Here is a 19,052-nt window from a genome sequence, read left to right on the forward strand (position 1 = left end):
CCCTCTAGCGAATATCAGGGAGAAATCATATGGCTTCCAGCCAACATCTAAGCCTCGCAGGCGGGGCGCAAGGGTTCAACTGGCTCCCGGTCTTCGTGGCCGAAGAGCATGGAATTTTCGCCAAGCATGGGCTGGTGATCGAGTACAAGAAGATGGGCACCGTCGACAAGGCGACCACCGCCGTTGTCGAAGGCGAGGCCGATCTCGCGATAACCCCACCTGAAGGTGCCGTCTCGAACTTCGTCAACGGCGGCGAGCTCAGGGTCATCGCTTCGAATTCCAATCGCCTGCCGATGTCGCTCGTCGCTCAGCCTTCGGTCAAGACGATCAAGGACCTCAAGGGCAAAAAAGTCGGCACCTCGTCGCTCACCGAAGGTACGGCGATCTACACTCAAATGCTGCTGTCCAAGGAAGGCCTGCGGTATCCCGGCGACTACGAATTCGAACTTGCCGGCATCCACACTAAGCGCTGGGAAGCCCTGCAGGCGGGGGAAATTGACTGCGCTCCACAGCCCGCGCCATGGAATTTCCTAGCTGAACGCGAAGGCTACAACCTGATCGGCGAAATCAACGATGTCATCCCCGAGATCGTCTTCGCCGCTGTCATCGGTCGCAAAAGCTGGCTGGACGGCAACCGCGATGTGGTCGGCCGTTTCCTCAAGGCGCTGTTCGAGGCCTATGCGATAACAAACGATCCGAGCCGCGACGACATCACGCTTCCGATTTTCCAGCGAATTACCACGAAAGACGACACCGAACTCGCCTCGCGCGGCCTTCAGTACATGCGCGACATGGGCATGTGGCCTGGCGATCTCTCCCTTCCGCAAGCTGCGATGAATGCCACGGTCGACTTGATGATCCGCGCCAACCTGCTTGACGAAGCAGCCAGATCCAGCGCCGCAGGCGTGTTCGAGCGCAGCTTCCTCCAGGGCGCGGTCGGCTGGTTGAAATACGTTTGATTGCATCTCGGGAGGCTCCCAATGAAGGTAATGACCAACACATCGCGGACGGACCGCGAGATATGCGAAGCCCTGGGCAAGCTCGGTGTCGCCACTGTCCATGAAGCGCAGGGCCGCAAGGGATTGCTGGCTCCGCATCTGCGCCCCGTGATCGAGGGCGCGCGCATCGGCGGCACGGCGCTCACATGCGAGGTACCTCCGGGTGACAACTGGATGATCCATGTCGCCCTCGAGGTCGCGCACCCCGGCGATATACTGGTCGTCACACCGACCTCGCCATGCACGGACGGATATTTCGGCGATCTTCTCGCGACGTCGTGCAAGGCGCGCGGAATCCTGGGACTGGTGATCGATGCCGGCGTACGCGATGTCGCCGACCTCAGGTCCATGAACTTCCCAGTCTGGTCCAAGGCGATATCGGCTCAGGGCACGGTCAAGGAGACGTTGGCGAACGTCCAGGTCCCCGTGGTCTGCGCCGGAGCCTACATTGAGCCAGGCGATGTCATCGTCGCCGACGACGATGGTGTCTGTGTGATCAAGCGCGACGACGCCGCGATGGTCCTCGAAAAAGCGCGCAAACGCCAGAAAATGGAAGACGAAAAGCGCGGTCTCTACGAGAGGGGTCAACTCAGCCTCGACATTAACAACATGCGTCCGCAGCTTGAGGCGAAAGGCCTGATCTATGAATAGGGCAACAGCACTGCGCATACCCCGGCGGGTCGTCACAGGTATCAGTAATGGCAAGTCGGTGTTCATCAGCGACGGCCCGGCGCCCAATGCTCACATATACGAGTCTGTGCCAGGCCACCTTACCTCGGTCCTTTATGCAACTTCGGCGAAACCCTGCCTTCCGCAGCCTCATACGGAGCAAGCGCCGCCGCAAATCCTGGTCACCCCCGAACCGGGCCAGACGAAGCTGATGATCGTCGTCTTCCCGCCGGACTCGGTATTTGCGACCGTCGATCCGGCGGCCGCCTTCGAGGAACAGGCGGTGCACATCCCTGGCCTGATCCAGGCGTTCGAGCCCGGCGCCCCCGGTATGCACACCACCGACACGGTGGATTACGACATTGTCCTCGATGGCGAGGTCTGGCTCGAACTCGATGACGGCGCCGAAACGCTACTGAGGCAGGGCGACGTCGTCGTCCAATGCGGCACGCGCCACGCCTGGCGCAACAAGAGCGACAAGCCTGCGACCATGTGCTTCGTCCTCATCGGCGCCGAAAGAGAGTCGTGACAATGACGCGGGAGAACCACAATCGTTTCTTCGACTGCGTCATCGTCGGCGGCGGACACGGCGGGTCGCAGACAGCGGCAGCGCTCAGGCAGTCCGGGTTCACGGGACGCATTGCGCTGATCGGCGCCGAGCCGGAAGTCCCCTACGACCGCCCTTCGCTGTCGAAGGAATATCTCGCGGGAAAGAAATCTTTCGAAAGAATGCATCTGAGGCCGGAGGATTTCTGGACCTCCCGACAGGTGGAGCTGATGCTGGGCAGGCGTGTGACCACCGTCGATGCTGCAGCCCATGTCGTCGTCACGGATCTCGGCGAACGCTTCTCCTACGGCAAGCTCGTCTGGGCGGCCGGTGGCGAACCGCGGAGGCTTTCCTGCCCGGGGAGCGAGCTGGCCGGAATCTGCTATATCCGCAGCAAGGCGGATTGCGACGCACTCGTCGAAGTCCTTCCCGGCGCCGAAAGGATCGTGATCGTCGGCGGTGGATATGTCGGTCTTGAAGCGGCAGCGGTGTTCCGAGAGATCGGCAAAGACGTCATTTTGGTCGAGGCGCTCGACCGCGTGCTTGCGCGCGTGGCCGGGGAGCCGGTATCGAGGTTCTACGAAGCCGAGCATCGCGCACATGGGGTCGACATTCGCCTCAACTGCGGTGTCCGCTCTCTGGAGGGTTCCAACGGCCGCGTCAGGAATGTCGTGCTCGCGACCGGCGAGAAGATCTCAGCCGATATCGTCGTGGTCGGTATAGGCATTATCCCGTCGGCCGGCCCGCTGATCGAGGCGGGCGCAGAAGGCTCGAACGGTGTGGATGTCGACGAGTTTTGCCGGACATCCCTGCCGGACATTTACTGCATCGGAGACTGTGCTCGGCTGCGACATGGTCCTGGCATTCGCATTGAATCCGTGCAGAACGCGACGGATCAGGCGACGACCGCCGCCAAAGCGATCTGCGGCGACCTCAAGCCTTACGATGCGACGCCCTGGTTCTGGTCCAATCAATACGATTTGAGGATGCAGACAGTTGGTCTCAACTACGGCTTTGACAGCGTGGTGACACGGGGTAACCCGGCCAGCCGGAGCTTCAGCGTCGTCTATCTCAAAGACGGAGCGGTGCTGGCCCTCGATTGCGTCAACGCATCCCGCGACTACGTGCAAGGACGAAAGCTTGTCGATAGCTCGGCGAGAATCGACCGCGACGCTCTGGCAGACACATCGAAACAACTCAAGGAACTTAGCCCCGAAGCGCTGTGAGGCATTCGAGGCCCGGAATGAAAGTGGAGGAAAAAATGTCTATGATATCGGTGCGTACGCGGGACGGAGAGCTGCATAGTTTCGAGGGAAGAGTGGGTACTTCGCTGATGGAGAATATCCGAAGCGCGGGCTTTGATGAGCTGCTTGCAATGTGTGGTGGATGCCTTTCCTGCGCCACCTGCCACCTCTACGTCGAGGAATTGCCAAGGACCGCAAGCCTGGCGACCCCTTCGATCGACGAGAGTGAATTGCTGGAGGGCTCCGACTACCGCCAAGAGAACTCGCGGCTTTCCTGTCAAATCCCCTTTGACGAGACTCTCAGTGGAATCGTCGTTCGCATTGCCCCCGAAGAATGACAATCGATCCGCTCTAATCACGGGCGGATCTCCAGGTCATACGATGAGCGACGATCCAAAATCACGGTTAGCGCCTTCCAGCCAGTCAGATCTTTCATGGCTGAATTTCGAGCTGAAGAAAGCATCAATTAAGGCCCGTCCGCGCCCATGGCACTCATAGCCATGGGCGTTACGCAGGCGATCTCGCGACCTGGCGTAAACCGTTGGAGCGGCCTTAGCCGCATGTCTCCACAAGCTACCGCGCGTTGACGCGGTCGGGCGACCTCCGAATGAACCATTCCAGAGCGCGCAACGGCAGCCTGCCGGTGAAGGTCTTATGGCTGCCGAGGAATGCGTTTCTTTGAGAACATTTCTTCAGTTGGTGGCGGCGCTCATCATCAAGCTCTCAGGCCAGCTTCGGAAGCAGGCCGTTGACCGACTCTTTGGCGTCGCCGTAGTACATACGGGTGTTTTCCTTGTAGAATAGCGGGTTCTCGATCCCGGAATAGCCGGTACCCTGGCCGCGCTTGGAGACGAAAACCTGCTTGGCCTTCCAGACCTCCAGCACCGGCATGCCTGCGATCGGTGAATTCGGATCTTCCTGTGCGGCCGGATTGACGATGTCGTTCGAGCCGATGACGATGACGACATCGGTCTCGTGGAAATCGTCGTTGATCTCGTCCATTTCCAACACGATGTCGTAAGGCACCTTGGCTTCTGCGAGCAGGACGTTCATGTGGCCAGGCAGGCGACCTGCGACCGGATGGATCGCAAAGCGCACATTCTTGCCGGCTGCGCGCAGCTTGCGGGTGAGCTCCGAAACCGCACTTTGAGCCTGCGCGACCGCCATGCCGTAACCCGGAACGATAATGACCGAGTCGGCGTCATTCAGCGCCGCGGCAACGCCTTCGGCGTCGATAGCAACCTGCTCGCCCACGACTTCCATCGCCGGGCCTGCGGCATTGCCGAAGCCGCCGAGAATAACCGAGAGGAACTGGCGGTTCATTGCCTTGCACATGATGTAGGACAGAATCGCGCCCGACGAGCCGACCAGCGCTCCGGTTACGATCAAAAGATCGTTGCCGAGCAGGAAGCCCGTCGCCGCCGCCGCCCAGCCAGAATAGGAGTTGAGCATCGAAACGACGACCGGCATATCGGCGCCGCCGATCGCCATGACGAGATGAGCGCCGATAACAAAGGCGATCATCGTCATCAGGTAGAGCGACCATGAACCCGCGCCGTTCATGTACATGATCATCAGCGCAAGCGACACGAGCACCATCAGGATGTTGAACATGTGCCGGCCGGACAGGATGAGCGCCTTGCCGCCGATGTGGCCGGAAAGCTTGCCATAGGCGATAATCGAGCCGGTGAAGGTCACCGCACCGATGAAGACGCCGAGGAAGATTTCCACTTCATGGATGATCTTTTCCGCATTGGTGGCGAACTCATGCGCCGTCATGTCGGAGTTGAGGCCGATCAGCACGGCAGCAAGGCCCACGAAGGAGTGCAGCGCTGCCACGAGCTGCGGCATACCGGTCATTTCGACACGCTGCGCCAGCAACGTGCCGACGACAGCACCAATGAACAGCATGATGATCAGGACGACGGAAGGTCCGACGCCTGGCCCGAGGATGGTCGCGAGCACGGCTATCGCCATGCCGACGATGCCATACCATACGGCGCGTTTGGCGCTTTCCTGACCGGAAAGGCCGCCGAGCGAAAGGATGAAGAGAACGGATGCGGCGATGTAGGCCGCGGTCTGGATACCGATAGACATGATTCTGATCCCCCGGCCGGCGTCACGATTTTTGGAACATGTTCAACATACGCCGGGTGACCATGAAGCCGCCGACGATGTTGATGGTGGCGATCGCCACCGAAACGGCGGCAAGGGCTGTCACCAGCCAGCCGCCCGCTGCGATCTGCAGCAGCGCACCGATGATGATGATCCCGGAAATCGCATTGGTCACCGCCATCAACGGCGTATGCAGCGAATGGCTGACGCCCCAGATGACCTGAAAGCCGACGAAGCAGGCAAGCGCGAAGACGATGAAGTGGCCCATGAAGGCCGACGGTGCATAGGCGCCGATAAGCGCCATGAGAAGGCCGCCGACGACGAGCAGGCCGACCTGCTGGCGCGTTGCCGACTTGAAGGCCGAAGCTTCGGCGGCACGCCGTTCTTCCGGTGTCAGCTCCTTGGCCTTTTCCTGCCGTTTCTGGGCTGCAATCGCCTGGATCTTCGGCGGTGGCGGCGGATAGGTGATCTCGCCCTGGAAGGCTACAGTGGCCCCGCGAATGACATCGTCTTCCATGTTATGGACGAGAACGCCGTCTTTCTTCGGGGTCAGGTCCGTCATCATGTGGCGAATGTTCGTCGAATAGAGGGTCGATGCCTGCGCGGCCATGCGGCTCGGGAAATCGGTGTAGCCGATGACGGTGACGCCGTTCTCAGAAACGATCTTCTGATCCGGAACGGTCAGGTCGCAATTCCCACCGCGTTCGGCCGCAAGGTCGACCACCACGGAACCCGGCTTCATCGCAGCGACCATGTCGGCAAGCCAGAGCTTCGGCGCGTCGCGGCCCGGGATCAATGCGGTGGTGACGACAATGTCGATCTCCGGCGCGATCTCGCGGAACTTCTTCAGTTGCGCTTCGCGGAATTCCGGGCTCGACGGGGATGCATAGCCCCCCGTTGCCGCGCCGTCCTGTTGCTGTTCCTTGAAGTTCAGGAAGACGAATTCTGCACCCATCGATTCGATCTGCTCGGCCACCTCCGGGCGAACGTCGAATGCGTAGGTGATGGCTCCGAGCGAAACACTGGTGCCGACGGCGGCAAGACCGGCGACGCCAGCGCCTATGACCAGAACCTTGGCCGGCGGGATCTTGCCGGCTGCGGTAACCTGACCGGTGAAGAAGCGACCGAAATTATTTCCGGCCTCGATCACGGCGCGATAGCCTGCGATGTTGGCCATGGAGGACAGCGCGTCCATCTTCTGGGCGCGCGAAATGCGCGGTACCATGTCCATGGCAATCACGTTTGCGCCGGTCGCCTTCGCTTGCTCAAGAAGCTCCTTGTTCTGCGCGGGATAGAAGAAGGAGATCAGCGTCTTGTTGCTCGAAAGCCTCGCTATTTCGCTTGGCTCCGGCGGGCGCACCTTGGCGATGACGTCCACGCTTGCAAAAAGTGTTTCAACGCTGTCGACGATCGTGACGCCGGCCGCGCGATAGGCGTCATCAGAAAAGCCGGCAAGTTTGCCGGCGCCGGTTTCGATGGCACATTGATATCCGAGTTTCTGAAGCTGGGTGGCGCTGTCCGGCGTCATCGCGACGCGTGCTTCCCCTTCAAGCCGTTCTCGTGGTGACCCAATGATCATGTAATTCCCCTCTTAGAAAGTTGCTGATCGTCAATAGATGACAACACCCCTGACACTCTCGCCCGAATGCATCAGTTCGAAGCCCCTGTTGATGTCTTCGAGCGGCATGGTGTGGGTGATCATCGGATCGATCTGAATCTTGCCTTCCATGTACCAGTCGACGATCTTCGGAACATCGGTGCGGCCGCGCGCGCCGCCGAAGGCCGTGCCCATCCAGGTGCGGCCGGTGACGAGCTGGAACGGACGCGTCGAGATCTCCTGGCCGGCGCCAGCGACCCCGATGACCACCGATTTGCCCCAGCCGCGATGCGAAGCTTCCAGCGCCTGGCGCATCACCTTGGTATTGCCGGTGCAGTCGAAGGTGTAGTCCGCTCCGCCGATCTGGTCGGCACCGCGCTTCGTCATGTTGACGAGATAGGGCACGATGTCGTCGCCGATTTCCTTCGGATTGACGAAATGCGTCATGCCGAAGCGTTCGCCCCAGGCTTTCTTGTCGTTGTTGAGATCGACACCGATGATCATGTCGGCACCGGCCAGCTTCAGGCCCTGGATGACGTTGAGACCGATGCCGCCGAGGCCGAAGACGACCGCGGTTGAACCCATCTCCACCTTGGCGGTGTTGATGACGGCGCCGATGCCGGTGGTCACCCCGCAGCCGATATAGCAGATCTTGTCGAAGGGGGCGTCCGGGTTGACCTTGGCAACGGCAATCTCCGGCAGCACCGTGTAATTGGCAAACGTCGAGCAGCCCATATAGTGATGGATCTTGTCCTTGCCGATCGAGAAGCGCGACGTTCCATCCGGCATCAGGCCTTGGCCTTGGGTGGAGCGGATCGCCGTACAGAGATTGGTCTTGCGGCTGAGACAGGAGGGGCATTCGCGGCATTCGGGCGTATAAAGCGGAATGACGTGATCGCCCTTCTTGACGGAGGTCACACCGGGGCCGACATCGACGACGATGCCGGCGCCTTCATGGCCGAGGATCGCCGGAAACAGGCCTTCCGGATCGGCGCCCGACAGCGTGAAATCGTCGGTATGGCAGATGCCGGTCGCCTTGACCTCGACCAGCACCTCACCGGCCCTCGGGCCATCGAGCTGAACGGTCATGATTTCCAACGGTTTACCGGCGGCAACGGCTACGGCGGCGCGTACGTCCATTAGATTTCCTTTCGATGATTGCCAAATTTGCGCAGTGCGGCCTTGATCGCGAGTGTCAGATCGCGGAAGAATAGCGAGTGCGTCGACTGGAGTTTCGCGTTCGGCAAACGAGCGAGATTGCAGGCCGAAGCATGTATAGATCCTCCCAATGCGCGCCTGCGGTTTTATCTCCGCCCTCCAGCCGCGTGGATCTTCGTTAACATACTGATTAGAATTTGCATACCAAAAAGTATCCGAAATAGCTAGAAATTTCCCCCGACCGCCCGTCTCGGGCCGGGTCGAGTATGGAAGCTGCAAAGCGGCCAGTGAAGTGGCTATCTGTTCTGGGCAAAGCGTTTTCTGATGCGCCCATACTGAAAAGGTCCCGTCGTGCTGTTGCGACGGGACCTCTCTCGCGAAGTGACCTTGCGGTCGAGATTGCGCTCGATCAGCCTTGGTGCTCGCGGCCTTCCACCTGGATCACGAGATCGACATCGTCCCCGATCATCCCAAGTGCTGCTTTCATGCCGAAATCGCTCCGTTTGACCTTGGTTGTCGCGCTGAAGCCGACGACGTGGCTCTTGTCCCAGGGGTTCTGACCTTCCTTGTTGAACTTGACATCCAGCGCAGTGGATTTCGTGACGCCCGTAATCGTCAAGTCGCCAACAATTTGTCCCGTGGTGGCGGAGGTTTTCTTGAACTCCTTACCGACGAAGGTGATTTCCGGAAATTCCGTTGCATTGAACCAATCGGCACCCTGGATGTCGCCATCGCGTTGCTTGTTGTTCGTCGAGATCGAGCCAACCCTGACCTTGACATCGAGGCTGCTTCCCTCGGGCTTCGAGGCATCGAATTGGAAAGCGCCTGAGAATTCCTGCGCGACTCCAATCACTTTCGAGAAGCCCAGGTGGTCGATGTAAAACGCGATTCCAGAATGAACGGGATCGATGTCGAACTTGGTGGCCCAAGCGGGCGACACTGCCCCGGCGAGCGACGTCATCGAAAGCAACAAAGCTGCAAGTCTATATTTCATTTTCATTCTCCTCCTCATGTTAAGCTGGAAAACTCGATCCATAGTCCAGGAACGCGACAGCGACCGCCAACGCGGCCGGAAGCACAGCCAGGGCTACATGGACGAGAAGGCGCGGAAACTGCCGAGATGCGCCAAGCGTCGAGCAGATACCCTCTGAGAGCACTGGCAGCACGACGCAGAGGCCGAGGATCGCAATGGCGATGGGATCGGCTTTGCGCGTGATCAACACCACAGTGTAAGCGACGGCAATCAGTCCACCCAATGCGCCGATCGATGAAGCGCCGCCAAAACGGAAAACGGGATTGATGATGTGTACCAGGAGAATTCCCAAGCAACCCGCTGCAAGCATCAGACAGAGCTGAAACGAGGAGGAGGACGCACCCAGGAGGGCTATCGGCCCGAAGCCGAGCGCGAGCACGGCAACGACGCTGCCCCGCTTCACATCATCCTTTGCGCGAACAGACGTCCCGCGCAAGACGAGCCACATTATAGCCACGCCGGCCGTCGCAGCAGCCACCACTTCCCACGTCGCCACTCCCAAGCGGGGTAGGCCAATATAGAATGCGGCCGCCACCGGCTGAAAAAGGGACACAACGCGAACCGCGCGTTGGGCGGCGACCTCGACCGCGAACCCCACTGCAGTCCCGATAACAATCACGTAGAACACCTTGTTGACTGCCCCGACAGGCGGAAAAGGCGGCACTTTGTTGTAGACGAGCCAATAGGCTACCAACAAAGCAGCAGGCATTAGGAGGTCGGTGAGGCACATGAAGCCGCGCCAGCGCATCAGGCCCGACGCGAAAATGCCGACGAGCACCATGACGAGCAGGGACGCGGCCAGCACCTCCTGCGGAGAGTTGCCAAATCCAAGCATGCGATGTTTTCCGAATTACGAAATGTTTTCTGCGGTGCCCAGTCCGCCAGCGCGTGACATCCGGCACCAAAGCAGCCGGCGCCTTAGCTTCCGGACGGCTTGCTCCGACAGATCGCTGTCATCCTACTTTTGCTCATAGTCCCCCCAATAACCGCATGCTCCTCAACAGCGGCTGCCACTCTCGGTTTGGATACCGCGTGGTTTTCACATACCATATAGTTTCTGAATGAAAGTTAGTCTCTGAATTTTGGGATGTCAAGCGCGCTACGGACGCAAAAGCGGGCATCCTCTCCGCTGCATGATCCGCTTTGCAAAATGACAGATTTTGAGGTTAAGAGCGCGCGGGACGACTAACGGTAAAGTCGTGCGTTTATTATGCCGTATGACAGATGATCTCTGTCAGGCTTTTACCGGGACGCCGGATTTGGCTGCCCGCGACGACCGATACATGTCACGCAAGACGACCCGGACCATGTCCCCAGGGGCTCCCTCCTTGAGGAAGCTCGAAATACCGCCATAGGTAAGTTCGAGAACGATACCGCCGATATAGAACGGGCTCGCAGGCGGCTGCATAACGAGGTCCAGCTTATCGATAAGGATCTTGCCGACGCCCTCCCACTGATTCCGGAAGAGCCCTATGTGACGATCGCCCAGTGTGTGATCATGCTGTGCCATGCGCAGCAGCTCGATCGCCAGCATTCCCCACCGCCGGTCATCTCCGCGGTTGTTCGCCCAGGTCGCGAGAGTGTCGATGAGCTCCATCGGGTCATCGCATTTGCCGAGAAGTTCCGTCAGTTGAACCACGTCTCCACCGGCATTGCCGGCAAGGAGCTGGAGGAAGATGTCTTCCTTATTGGCAAAGTTCGAGTAGAACGCCCCCTTTGAATAGCCGGCCTCCTCGGCAATCCGCTCAATCGAAGCACCAGCATAGCCGTACCGCGCCATGACTTCATAAGCGGACGCTAAAAGCTTCTCTTTCGTTCGAGCCTGACTTTGCTCACGTGTCAGCCGTGCCATTCGCAATTCCCGTTCGTGCGTATTCAGACACCGAGGCGTACCTCAAAATGCAATGATCATACAAGTGCTGTTAGCAGACAAATGAGCGCCCAAAAGATTGGATACTCCGGCCCCATCTTCTGCCAGCGCCAGTTCAGCCCATTTATCTTCACGACCGCATAACCGGCTCCGAGCAATACCAAAGCACCGAACACGGCTGCAACCCTGGGGTATAGAGAAAAGATCAAACCTACGGCCGCACAGACCTCCGCAACCATCGTGAGTCCCACGAACAGCTTCCCTGGCTTGAAGCCTGCCGCTTCGAATGTTCCCCCGGCTTTCTCATAGTGCAGCCCTTTGCCGATCAGGTGGGGAATGAACCAGACGCCGCAGAGAATGCGGAGCCAGTCAACCAAAACGAAATCCATTTCTCCTCCTTGACGCCGGACTCTGCCGGGTCGGCGAGGATAGTTGTCTTTCCTCGCTTGCCTTTTCAGATACTAAACGGTATTCACAATCCATATAGGATGTCAATACGACGCAATCTTTGAGTTTGGGAGGAATATCGATGGAAATGATGCGTGCCGCGCGGCTCCACGCCGTTGGTCAGCCGATGAGCATCGACGAGGTAGAACGTCCAAAGGCCACCGGAAGCGACGTAATCGTCCGCGTGAGAGCCTGTGGAATGGTTCCGAACCTGGCGAATGTTCTGGCTAACTGGCAGACTTGGTATCCGCAGATGCCGCTGCCGTCTCGGCCTGCGATTCACGGTCTCGATCCGAGTGGAGTGGTTCACGAAGTCGGTCCCCAGGTTGTCAGCATCAAGCCGGGCGACAGGGTATATGTGAACCCCGGGCGTTTCTGCGGTGCATGCCATCATTGTTCTTCGGGTAAGCCGCAGGCCTGCGAATATTGGACGCTGGGCGGATATTTTGGATACAATCCGAAAAGCATGGAAATGTTCGCCCGCTATCCTTACGGGGGCTTCGGCGAATTCATGCTGGCCCCGCAGGCGCAGATCATCAAAATCCCCGACAACATGACCTTCGTCCAAGGTTCCCGCATGGGCTATCTCGGCACCTCTTACGCAGCCCTCAAGAAATGCGGCCCGCTGATGGGCAAGACTTTGATCATCAACGGCGCCACCGGAACGCTGGGCTTGGGCGCGACGCTGTTCGCATTGGCAATGGGCGTTGCCAAAATCTACGCAGTAGCCAGGGGCGAGACGCTTCTTGAGCGGCTGAAAGCGATCGCGCCGGATCGCATCGTCACCTTCTCGAACGTGACGGGATCTTCAGGAGCCTTCGTCAAGGAGCAGACGAACGGGAGCGGTGCGGACTTGATGCTCGATACACTCGGCGCCAAGGCGCCGCTCGACTCCATGCTGGACGCCATGGGTGGCGTCAAACGGGGAGGCCGTATCGTCAACATCGGCGGCACGTCGGGGGCTTTGCCTGTCGACGTCAAATGGTGGATGGACGAGCAGATGGAATTGATCGGTTCCGTTTGGTTCACGGCCGCAGAAGGCATGGAGATCGCGGCGATGGTCGAAGCGGGGATCATCGATATGTCGGTCATGTCGCCGATGGTATGGCCTTTGGAAAAGATCAACGAAGCCATTTCTGGCGTCGGGAAGGACGAAGGCGGATTCACCTACTACGCCGTCGAACTGTAACGGAATTCCAATTGGCCCATACCTACCGGATCACCGTCGAGCGGCTCGGGGATGCCCCTTCGGTCGCCGATTTGAGGTGGCATGCGCAGCGACTGAATCGCTAATCGGTCGTCTGCCGTTCTGAAGGCCGGGCGTGGTGTCCGGCTAAATAGGAGGAAGAAGCGATGGCAAATGTCGGCATACACCCCCATGTCGATGGGGGATTGAGGAAGAGCGGTGCCTCGTTCACCGGAGGCACGCTCGTTTGCGAGTGCACGACGAACCCGGTTAAGGTGAAGATTAAGGGCGATATCGCCCACAATCATGCCTGCGGCTGCACCAAATGCTGGAAGCCGGTGGGCGCAAATTTCTCCATCGTTGCGGTGGCACCCACAGAAGCCGTGGAAGTCGTCGAGAACGGCGATAAGCTCGCGGTTGTCGATGCAAATGCCCTGATCCAACGACATGCCTGCAAGGAGTGCGGCGTCCATATGTATGGGCCGGTGGAGCGGGATCACCCGTTCAAGGGCTTGTCCTTCATCCATCCCGAGCGTTTCGAGGAAGAAGGATGGGCGCAACCCGGATTTGCTGCATTCGTATCCTCAATCATCGAGGCAGGGTATGACTCCTCAAAGATGGACGCAATCCGCGAGCGTCTCACCGAGCTCGACCTTGCACCTTACGACTGCCTCTCCCCTGGCCTGATGGATTATATCGCCACCTGGACGGCAAAGAAGAATGGCATTTTGGCAGCGTAGACCTGCAAGGAGCCGGGACGGTCATCCGGCTCCTACTCTCCGCGCTGAAAAAGTCGTCCGGCATCGTTTCGGTTCACATGCGCAAGCGGATAGGTTGGCCCGCGCATCGCTTGTCTGAAGAAGGTTTGGGCACAGGCGATCAGCAAGCAATCCTCCGTGCTCCAAACGGCTCGCTGGCTCCCTCGGGCGAGACGATGTCCCTATGAGAAGCGGCGCAACGCTATTCGCAGGAGGATCGATCCGTCGCCATCGTCGCCGTCGCGCCATACGGCATGGGATCGTCGCGCGACTGGGCCGCGAAAGGTGTCGCCTTGCTCGGGACAAGGGCGGTTCTCGCCCTGAGCTTCGCGCGGATACACCGATGGAACCTGATCGGCATGGGCGTCCTGCCGCTGCGGCTACCGGATGGTTTTGGTCCGGACGAGCTTGCGCTTATGTCGGGCGACGTTGTCGAGATTGTCGCGGACCCGGCTCGCGTCGATCCGCGTTGCGAGATAGGGGTCGCCGTGAAGCGTAAGGATGGGCAACGGACGAAGCTTGTTGCGACAGCAGCGATCGAAACCAATGCGGAGGTCGAGATCCTTCGGGCCGGTGGCATCCTGCCGCTGATTCTTCGCAATTTAGTTGGAGGGACATCCGCAATATAACTGAGACTGACGTGCCCCCGTTAAATTAAGCCATTCGGACCTGGAATTTTCCACTTATGATCCCCGCGGGGAAGAAGAGGAGAATTCCATGAAGGCATCGAAGTTTTCGGAGGCGCAGATCGCGTTCGTGCTGAAGCAGGCGGCGGACGGCACACCGGTCGGTGAGGTGTGCCGCAAGGCGGGCATTTCGGATGCGACCTTTTACAACTGGCGCAAAAATACGCCGGCCTGATGCCCTCGGAGATGAAGCGTCTGCGGCAGCTTGAGGAGGAGAATGCCAAGCTGAAGCAGATCGTCGCCGACCTGTCGCTGGACAAAGCGATGCTGCAGGACGTGCTGTCAAAAAAGCTTTGAGGCCTGCCCGCAAGCGCAAGCTTGTCGACACGATCAAAGCGGACTGGAAGGTCTCGATTGTTGAATACTTTGATGCGCCTAGCAAAGGCGTATGTTGCCCCATGCAGAAATGGCCACGGAGCCCCTGAAATCGCATTCGACGAGGAACATGCCTTGCTTGAGCGAGTATCTCGTCCTGAAGCGCTGCCTGAACTCTCGGGACGACCTGAGCACTAATATCCTTGCGAGCCGCGCGTCGGTCATCTGAAGCAGATTGCTGATGCGGTGTTTCATCTCCCTCGCGATCAGCTCTGATTGCTCTTCGGCTCCGCAAAGCGCGCATAAGCAGGTGCATAAGATGCGCAGTCGCGATGATCAGTGCGCTCGCCAGTAGGAATATAGCCAAGCCTATCCAAGACTGCCGCGTCAACGCAAACGAATTCAGAGCGGGGAGCGATGCATAGGCGGAAACGACCGCTGCCAGAAGCTACCGCGAAATCACCTGAAGAAGATCCCCGCTTCTTCCAGAGCAGCCACGAAGGCAGCTCGCGCCACGTCGACTGAAATCTTGCCATCATGAGCATCGATCAGCGCCAACTTGGCGGCGGCAAATTTCTTTCCAGCCTTACCCCTTGGCCATTCATTGAGCATATATTCCGCCGCGCCTTCTGTGCTGCTGATCGTGACAAATTGGCCAATGACACCGGTTACGACCGTCACGGGTTGATCCCATTGCGCCATGTTCGGCTCCTTCCAGGATAATAACCGGAGGGAAGCGATCACGTTCCACTATGGTTTCAAAATCGGTATGTGTGACACCGCCCGAACAAATAGAAATAAGCCGCATTACCTTTCCATAGCCGACGAAGGCAACCAAGGAGGAAGTCATGGATTGGAATAGAGTTGAAGGCAATTGGAAGCAGATGAAGGGAAAGGTCAAGGAACAATGGGGCAGACTCACGGACGATGACCTCGATCAGATCGATGGCCGTCTCGAACAACTCGAAGGCAAGATACAAGAGCGTTATGGTTTGGAGAGAGATCGTGCAAGGCGCGATATCGATGCCTGGTATGCTCGGCAGGGATTCCACGAAGGTTAGCGATCTCTGATATGTCGCGGGGTCACCCCTTGCTGCTTTCATGTCCTGCCAATTCGTCCGGCTCCATTTGGCGGGAACAGCAATAGCTCCCCGAAAGAGCAGCGACACCGATGAAAAAACTATTCGTGATCCGAGTTTGTTGAAGTCCAAATTCTTGGGGTTATCGCGCCCCATCTACGAATGCCGCCCGTCAAGAGCAAACACGCCTGTTACTTAGAAGATTGCCCGAATTTTTGTTATTTTCCTTTGGCCGTGCCATCCTTATCTCGCTCCGGCACCGGCAGATAAGCGTTTTACATCGGCGTCTAGAGCACGTCCACTGAACGGGGAATCGGAATCGAGATTCCCTTATTAGTCGATTTCTGATTCGATCGCCCGAGTGGTGATTTGGTCGGAGGCGATATGACCCGTGCTTTCAGCAACGATCTTCGCAGCCGCGTTCTGGCGGCGTCGCGTAATGGCATGTCGGCACGATCAGCGGCGGCCCGGTTCGGTATAGGAATCTCAACGGCCATCGCCTGGATCGCCAACGCACGACATGGCCAGATGACGCCGGCGAAACAGGGTCGCCGCGGCGGCTCTCGTCTGGATATCCATGAAGATTTTATCGTTGGGATGATCGAAGAGGAAAAGGACATCACGCTGAACGAAATGGTTTTGCGGCTGGCCGAAGAGAAGACCGTCTCCATCGGCCGCAGTGCTCTCGATGTCTGGCTGCGCAAGTGCGGCTGGACTTTCAAAAAAAGGCCGCACATGCATTGGAGCAAGAACGTTCCGACCTGTTGAAACGGCGGCAGGCCTGGTTTGACGGTCAACTCGATCTCGATCTCGCCAAGCTTATTTTTATCGATGAGACTGGTCTCTCCACGAAGATGTCTCGATTACGCGGGCGATCCCAATGTGGCGAACGCTGCCGGTCGGCGGTTCTGGCCGCGGGCCCGTATGGGAGTTCGAGGATCAGATCCACATCACTGGAACGCGCTCGAAGCGCTCCCCATGCGCCTGGTTCTCCTGATCCCGCCTCGCCGACGTTGCGCCATACCTGTCCTTCGACCTTCTCACGTCCTTCCGACGGCCTCGCTTCCGTTCGCCATCATCGGGCGGCAACGGTCGGAGCTCGGTAGATTCCACCTTTCGTCGTCAGCGCCCAAGCAATACTTGCGGCCTTGTTGGCCAGCGCCGCGATGACCAGCATCGGTGGCTTGCGTGCCAACATTCGGCGGAGCCACGACCCAGATGGCACGCCCTTTCGCTTGGCCCAGCGTACCACGGCGCTGGATGCGATGATCAGCAGTCGTCGCAACGTTCGTTCCCCCATCCGCGACGTTCGCCCAAGCCGTTCCTTGCCGCCGGTCGAGCGCTGAAGCGGCGTCAGCCCAATCCAGGCGGCGAAGTCACGTCCGGAGCGGAAAATTTCCGCTGGCGGAGCCATTGCTTCCAGTGCGTGGCTATTAGCGGACCGATCCCAGGAATGCTCATTAGGCGATGGGCCGTAGCGTCCGCTTTGGCCCGCGCCGCAATCTCCGCATCCAATTCTCTGACCTGCTCCTCGAGGCGGTGTAAGGCCTCGACGAGGAGAGCAAGGCAACAGCGAGCGGCTTCTGGTATGCTTGAGGAGCGATCCTCGACCTGCGCGATGAGTTGCTGGATGTGGGAAGGCCCCTGCGGCCCAATGAAGCCGAACTCAGACAGGTGGCCGCGAATCGCATTGATGAGCTGAGTGCGCTGGCCGATGAGTACGTCGCGCGTTCGGAAGATCACCGCCGAGGCCTGCTTCTCCTCACTCTTCACCGCCACGAAACGCATCGTCGGCCGTTGTGCGGCCTCGCAGATCGCTTCGGCATCGGCGGCATCATTCTTCTGCCGTTTTACAAAGGGCTTCACATAAGCTGGCGCAATCAACGTTCGTCTACGGGCAGTTTGAAGCGCATGAGCGGGAACCAACCATCACTACGGAAGTTCGGCTCTAAAACTTGGAGCAGTGCTTTTGAAAGCAGCAATCTCTCAGAAAATCTCCTCCTTGCTTCGGGCAAATCCAGGCTCGCTGTCATCCGTCGCATCCATCCGGTGATTGGCAGATGCAAGAGCGATCATCCGATCATCCGCGCCCTATCAAGAATTCAGGCATTGGTAGCGCATTGGGCCGCGGCATCATTTCCGGCGCTGCCGACGACGATCCGTCAGCCATCGGAACTTATGCCAGCGCAGGTGCGCGTTTCGGCCTCGACATTTTATGGACCGCACCGCTTACGCTGCCGATGATGTTTACCGTCGTTTATCTGTCTTCTAAGCTCGGTCAGGTCTCCGGCAGAGGTCTGTTTCAGGCGATTCATGATTTCTATCCTCGCTGGCTCTTATGGCTGGTGCTCGTCGGTGTCGTCCTTGGAAACACGATAGAGGCGGCAGCCGATCTCGGGGGCATTGCCGCATCGCTCGGCCTTTTCACGACGCTGCCTTTTTGGTTTACGGTCATGGGGGTCGCAGCCACAATATTCGCCTTGCAGATTTTCGGCTCTTACACGCTGATCAGCAGGATCTTTCGTTGGCTTGCGCTTACGCTCATCGCCTATGCCGGCGCCGCGCTCATGGCAAAACCCGATCTCGTCGCCGCCCTACGCGGGACCTTCCTAGTGTCGGTGGAATTCAACAAGGACTTCCTGTCCATTCTCGTTGCCATCATTGGCACAACGCTGTCGGCTTATCTCTACACTTGGCAGTCCAATGAGGAAGTCGAGGAAAAGATAGCCGATGGCCAGACTTCGCTGAGTCAGCGCAAAGGCGCAAGCAGCAGGGAACTGCGTCAATCGCGGCGTGATATCCTGATTGGCATGTCCTTTTCCAATCTGATCATGTATTTCATCATTCTGTGCACTGGCGCAACGCTTCATGCAAACGGCCAGACCGACATCGAAACGGCAGCAGAAGCCGCACATGCCCTGAAGCCGATCGCCGGCGAAGCGGCCGGTTATCTTTTTGCCGCCGGCGTGGTTTCCGTCGGGTTTCTCGCCGTGCCGGTCATGACGACCGGAGCAGCCTACGACCTTGCCCAATCCTTCGGCTGGAAAGGAAATCTTCATGCGCGCGCCCGAGAGGCTCCCGGCTTCTACGTCGTCATCGGCGTCGTGACGGCGGTTGCCGTTGCTTTGAATTTCCTCGGCTTTAATCCGATGAGGGCGCTCGTCTGGTCCGGCATAGTTCAGGGCTTCTCCACACCACCGCTGTTGCTGCTGATCATCCTGATGACCAACAATCGGAAGATCATGGGGGATCAGGTCAATTCCCGCGCAATGAATATCATGGCCTGTGTGACGACAGCCGCAATTTTCGCGGCGACGCTGGCGCTCATTGCGAGCTGGTTCATGTGATAA

The 19,052-nt window shown here is 58.7% G+C and carries 17 protein-coding genes and 4 pseudogenes; 12 read left to right on the forward strand and 9 right to left on the reverse strand.

The annotated features are described in order from the left end of the window. The first annotated feature begins 29 nt into the window (after window positions 1–29). From QA646_RS24905 to QA646_RS24925, 5 genes are read left to right on the forward strand one after another with little or no spacing between them, the layout of a single operon-like run. The gene (locus tag QA646_RS24905) at window positions 30–959 is read left to right on the forward strand and encodes an ABC transporter substrate-binding protein (RefSeq protein WP_283059408.1); all 930 of its coding nucleotides are present in this window, start codon (window positions 30–32) and stop codon (window positions 957–959) included. Between the two features lie 21 nt (window positions 960–980). Beyond that, on the forward strand, window positions 981–1,649 hold the full coding sequence (locus QA646_RS24910; protein WP_283059409.1) for a 4-carboxy-4-hydroxy-2-oxoadipate aldolase/oxaloacetate decarboxylase: 669 nt from the start codon (window positions 981–983) through the stop codon (window positions 1,647–1,649). Next, a complete protein-coding gene (locus QA646_RS24915; protein ID WP_283059410.1) occupies window positions 1,642–2,196 on the forward strand; it encodes a cupin domain-containing protein in 555 nt (184 codons plus the stop codon). The genes QA646_RS24910 and QA646_RS24915 overlap by 8 nt, the downstream gene beginning before the upstream one ends. A 2-nt stretch (window positions 2,197–2,198) precedes the next feature. Continuing rightward, window positions 2,199–3,440 (forward strand): FAD-dependent oxidoreductase, encoded by a 1,242-nt coding sequence (locus QA646_RS24920; protein ID WP_283059411.1) that lies wholly within the window; start codon window positions 2,199–2,201, stop codon window positions 3,438–3,440. Between the two features lie 35 nt (window positions 3,441–3,475). Further along, entirely contained in the window at window positions 3,476–3,796 is a 321-nt protein-coding gene (locus tag QA646_RS24925) for a 2Fe-2S iron-sulfur cluster-binding protein (protein WP_283059412.1), read from the forward strand. Window positions 3,797–4,181: 385 nt separating this feature from the next. Here the strand turns inward: QA646_RS24925 and pntB are convergent, their stop codons facing one another. From pntB to QA646_RS24960, 7 genes are all read right to left on the reverse strand, one after another. Further along, the gene (pntB, locus tag QA646_RS24930) at window positions 4,182–5,555 is read right to left on the reverse strand and encodes a Re/Si-specific NAD(P)(+) transhydrogenase subunit beta (RefSeq protein ID WP_283059413.1); all 1,374 of its coding nucleotides are present in this window, start codon (window positions 5,553–5,555) and stop codon (window positions 4,182–4,184) included. A gap of 22 nt (window positions 5,556–5,577) precedes the next feature. Further along, window positions 5,578–7,152, reverse strand: coding sequence for a Re/Si-specific NAD(P)(+) transhydrogenase subunit alpha (locus tag QA646_RS24935; protein WP_283059414.1), 1,575 nt, complete (start codon window positions 7,150–7,152; stop codon window positions 5,578–5,580). A 30-nt stretch (window positions 7,153–7,182) separates the two neighbouring features. After that, window positions 7,183–8,310: an S-(hydroxymethyl)glutathione dehydrogenase/class III alcohol dehydrogenase gene (locus QA646_RS24940; RefSeq protein WP_283059415.1), complete on the reverse strand. Its 1,128-nt coding sequence runs from the start codon at window positions 8,308–8,310 to the stop codon at window positions 7,183–7,185. Window positions 8,311–8,737: 427 nt separating this feature from the next. Beyond that, on the reverse strand, window positions 8,738–9,322 hold the full coding sequence (locus QA646_RS24945) for a YceI family protein (protein WP_283059416.1): 585 nt from the start codon (window positions 9,320–9,322) through the stop codon (window positions 8,738–8,740). Between the two features lie 19 nt (window positions 9,323–9,341). After that, entirely contained in the window at window positions 9,342–10,196 is an 855-nt protein-coding gene (locus tag QA646_RS24950; RefSeq protein WP_283059417.1) for a hypothetical protein, read from the reverse strand. A 399-nt stretch (window positions 10,197–10,595) separates the two neighbouring features. Continuing rightward, window positions 10,596–11,213: a TetR/AcrR family transcriptional regulator gene (locus QA646_RS24955; protein ID WP_283059418.1), complete on the reverse strand. Its 618-nt coding sequence runs from the start codon at window positions 11,211–11,213 to the stop codon at window positions 10,596–10,598. A gap of 56 nt (window positions 11,214–11,269) precedes the next feature. Beyond that, window positions 11,270–11,620 carry a DoxX family protein gene (locus tag QA646_RS24960; RefSeq protein WP_283059419.1) on the reverse strand — a complete coding sequence of 117 codons (351 nt, stop codon included), beginning with the start codon at window positions 11,618–11,620 and terminating at the stop codon, window positions 11,270–11,272. A 140-nt stretch (window positions 11,621–11,760) separates the two neighbouring features. Here QA646_RS24960 and QA646_RS24965 point away from each other — a divergent pair, with 140 nt between their 5' ends. The 4 genes and pseudogenes from QA646_RS24965 to QA646_RS24980 form a co-directional block, all read left to right on the forward strand. Next, window positions 11,761–12,867: an alcohol dehydrogenase catalytic domain-containing protein gene (locus QA646_RS24965; protein ID WP_283059420.1), complete on the forward strand. Its 1,107-nt coding sequence runs from the start codon at window positions 11,761–11,763 to the stop codon at window positions 12,865–12,867. Window positions 12,868–13,031: 164 nt separating this feature from the next. Beyond that, window positions 13,032–13,604, forward strand: coding sequence for an S-(hydroxymethyl)glutathione synthase (gene gfa / locus QA646_RS24970; protein ID WP_283059421.1), 573 nt, complete (start codon window positions 13,032–13,034; stop codon window positions 13,602–13,604). A gap of 176 nt (window positions 13,605–13,780) precedes the next feature. Beyond that, window positions 13,781–14,251 (forward strand): annotated as a pseudogene (locus QA646_RS24975) (aconitate hydratase AcnA); the annotation flags it as partial. An 88-nt stretch (window positions 14,252–14,339) separates the two neighbouring features. After that, window positions 14,340–14,664: pseudogene (locus tag QA646_RS24980) on the forward strand (transposase); the annotation flags it as partial. Window positions 14,665–15,082: 418 nt separating this feature from the next. Here QA646_RS24980 and QA646_RS24985 read toward each other — a convergent pair. Continuing rightward, a complete protein-coding gene (locus QA646_RS24985) occupies window positions 15,083–15,325 on the reverse strand; it encodes a DUF982 domain-containing protein (protein ID WP_283059422.1) in 243 nt (80 codons plus the stop codon). 146 nt (window positions 15,326–15,471) lie between these two features. Between QA646_RS24985 and QA646_RS24990 the strand changes: the two genes are divergently transcribed. After that, the gene (locus tag QA646_RS24990; protein ID WP_283059423.1) at window positions 15,472–15,684 is read left to right on the forward strand and encodes a CsbD family protein; all 213 of its coding nucleotides are present in this window, start codon (window positions 15,472–15,474) and stop codon (window positions 15,682–15,684) included. Window positions 15,685–16,086: 402 nt separating this feature from the next. Then, window positions 16,087–16,610, forward strand: a pseudogene (locus QA646_RS24995) (transposase); the annotation flags it as partial. 167 nt (window positions 16,611–16,777) lie between these two features. On the opposite strand, the pseudogene QA646_RS25000 reads toward QA646_RS24995, so the two are convergent. After that, a pseudogene (locus QA646_RS25000) lies at window positions 16,778–17,589 on the reverse strand (IS110 family transposase); the annotation flags it as partial. 173 nt (window positions 17,590–17,762) lie between these two features. On the opposite strand from QA646_RS25000, the gene QA646_RS25005 reads away from it, so the two are divergent. Continuing rightward, window positions 17,763–19,049, forward strand: coding sequence for an Nramp family divalent metal transporter (locus QA646_RS25005; RefSeq protein WP_283059424.1), 1,287 nt, complete (start codon window positions 17,763–17,765; stop codon window positions 19,047–19,049). Window positions 19,050–19,052 lie beyond the last annotated feature (3 nt).

Source organism: Rhizobium sp. CB3090, assembly GCF_029714285.1.
In the GTDB taxonomy this organism is placed as follows: Bacteria; Pseudomonadota; Alphaproteobacteria; order Rhizobiales; family Rhizobiaceae; genus Rhizobium.

Coding starts and splice junctions, on each gene's coding strand:
- QA646_RS24905 (WP_283059408.1), top strand. CDS start 30: ATGGCTTCCAGCCAACATCTAAGCCTCGCAGGCGGGGCGCAAGGGTTC.
- QA646_RS24910 (WP_283059409.1), top strand. CDS start 981: ATGAAGGTAATGACCAACACATCGCGGACGGACCGCGAGATATGCGAA.
- QA646_RS24915 (WP_283059410.1), top strand. CDS start 1,642: ATGAATAGGGCAACAGCACTGCGCATACCCCGGCGGGTCGTCACAGGT.
- QA646_RS24920 (WP_283059411.1), top strand. CDS start 2,199: ATGACGCGGGAGAACCACAATCGTTTCTTCGACTGCGTCATCGTCGGC.
- QA646_RS24925 (WP_283059412.1), top strand. CDS start 3,476: ATGTCTATGATATCGGTGCGTACGCGGGACGGAGAGCTGCATAGTTTC.
- pntB (WP_283059413.1), bottom strand. CDS start 5,555: ATGTCTATCGGTATCCAGACCGCGGCCTACATCGCCGCATCCGTTCTC.
- QA646_RS24935 (WP_283059414.1), bottom strand. CDS start 7,152: ATGATCATTGGGTCACCACGAGAACGGCTTGAAGGGGAAGCACGCGTC.
- QA646_RS24940 (WP_283059415.1), bottom strand. CDS start 8,310: ATGGACGTACGCGCCGCCGTAGCCGTTGCCGCCGGTAAACCGTTGGAA.
- QA646_RS24945 (WP_283059416.1), bottom strand. CDS start 9,322: ATGAAATATAGACTTGCAGCTTTGTTGCTTTCGATGACGTCGCTCGCC.
- QA646_RS24950 (WP_283059417.1), bottom strand. CDS start 10,196: ATGCTTGGATTTGGCAACTCTCCGCAGGAGGTGCTGGCCGCGTCCCTG.
- QA646_RS24955 (WP_283059418.1), bottom strand. CDS start 11,213: ATGGCACGGCTGACACGTGAGCAAAGTCAGGCTCGAACGAAAGAGAAG.
- QA646_RS24960 (WP_283059419.1), bottom strand. CDS start 11,620: ATGGATTTCGTTTTGGTTGACTGGCTCCGCATTCTCTGCGGCGTCTGG.
- QA646_RS24965 (WP_283059420.1), top strand. CDS start 11,761: ATGGAAATGATGCGTGCCGCGCGGCTCCACGCCGTTGGTCAGCCGATG.
- gfa (WP_283059421.1), top strand. CDS start 13,032: ATGGCAAATGTCGGCATACACCCCCATGTCGATGGGGGATTGAGGAAG.
- QA646_RS24985 (WP_283059422.1), bottom strand. CDS start 15,325: ATGGCGCAATGGGATCAACCCGTGACGGTCGTAACCGGTGTCATTGGC.
- QA646_RS24990 (WP_283059423.1), top strand. CDS start 15,472: ATGGATTGGAATAGAGTTGAAGGCAATTGGAAGCAGATGAAGGGAAAG.
- QA646_RS25005 (WP_283059424.1), top strand. CDS start 17,763: ATGCAAGAGCGATCATCCGATCATCCGCGCCCTATCAAGAATTCAGGC.